The sequence below is a fragment of the Candidatus Obscuribacterales bacterium genome, assembly GCA_036703605.1.
Lineage (GTDB): Bacteria > Cyanobacteriota > Cyanobacteriia > RECH01 > RECH01 > RECH01.
This window is the reverse complement of sequence record DATNRH010000369.1, coordinates 1-1,257: the sequence shown is the minus strand read 5'-3', so window position 1 is coordinate 1,257 and position 1,257 is coordinate 1. Positions and strand designations below refer to the sequence as shown.

The window sequence follows — 1,257 nt, the reverse complement described above, 5'->3', positions numbered from 1 at the left end:
GGTGCGGATCTCCGTAACTAAGGCCAATTGTTCTTTAATCTCTGTTTGGCGGTGTAGAACGTCATTGCGGTGCGTCCAAAGTGCCCAAGCCATATCATAGAGCTTCCGGATCAGTTGGCTGAGCCACGTTTTACCTGTCTTCGGGGAGTTGAGGGCCCGTTCAAAGTATATTTGCTGTAGCGGACACCATGCTTGGAGCCAAAAACCGCTAAACGGGAGTTCCCATCCGACTGCATCCTGGGCTTCCGCAACCGCCTGGATTGAGGGGTGGACACAGGGCAAGGGTTCAGGTGGACTGCCGTGTAGCCATTCTCGAAGGCGTTGGAGCATGACCTCGGCGATCTGTGGATCAGTATTTGAGGATAGAAACCAATCGGACAACTTTTCCATCCATGTAGAGCGAAGGGTAGCAGCATCGGGATTCGTACAACGCCACACATGATGGGTATCTTCCCTGTAGCCGCATCGGGGGCAGGCATGGGTAGTCCATTCTTTGCGGCGGAGCATCATGACCCCAGTGGGTCCGAACCTCGACATGTGTTTAGTTACCCATCGTCGCCGTTGGCCTGAGCAATTGCGCATAGCATGTGCCAGACTATAATATGCAAGCTGATTGAGATCCATCGTGGAAGTTCTCTTGGACGCCAAGTGGAGGAGGGTTCGGGGCCAGGTAGTCGATAGGCGCATGGCCTGTTCGATGTTACGGACAATGCGTTCGTCGTTAATAGAGAGGATCCATGTTTCCCCATGGATCGGGTGGGCACGGGGGTGATGGGATCTTGATTCCAGTTGCCAGCGGTACATTTTGGCAGCTATATCGGCTTCAAAGTTCAGGGTGGCATGGAGGTCCAAAGTGGCCCAGGGATCATCATCCTGATGTCCCGCAACATGAAGTGCAGTGAAGGTAAGACGCCGCTGCTGGCCACGGGCGATGGCGGACTGAGCATCCGATATGAGATCTCGGTGTTGGGTGTTCCAATGGCATTCGCGGTGGAAGCAGGCCTGTAAGGCGGAAAGGCCATCACATCCGATCACAAAGTGTTTGTTGGAGATATCGTGATACTCGCAGAAAAGGACCAGGAGCCATAATTGACCGTATATTCCGGCTAACTCACTACGATATGCGTTCTGGTCTTCGGGTAACCCGGGAACAGAGTAGGTAAAGGACGACGTTTTATGGCCATCCCAGAACTGGCACGAAGCAGTGCCTATCCGATGGTCGAAGGACCCATCACTAACCTGGGCATGGACGTTGGA

2 protein-coding genes are annotated in these 1,257 nt (G+C 53.6%); one reads left to right on the top strand and one right to left on the bottom strand.

Features of this window, described 5'->3' with window-relative positions:
• Positions 1 to 381, bottom strand: a 381-nt coding sequence (locus tag V6D20_07760) for a hypothetical protein (protein ID HEY9815679.1), incomplete at its 3' end; no start/stop codon positions are given.
• Positions 382 to 789: 408 nt separating this feature from the next.
• Here V6D20_07760 and V6D20_07755 point away from each other — a divergent pair.
• A complete protein-coding gene (locus V6D20_07755; GenBank protein HEY9815678.1) occupies positions 790 to 1,008 on the top strand; it encodes a hypothetical protein in 219 nt (72 codons plus the stop codon).
• The last annotated feature ends 249 nt before the right edge of the window (positions 1,009 to 1,257 follow it).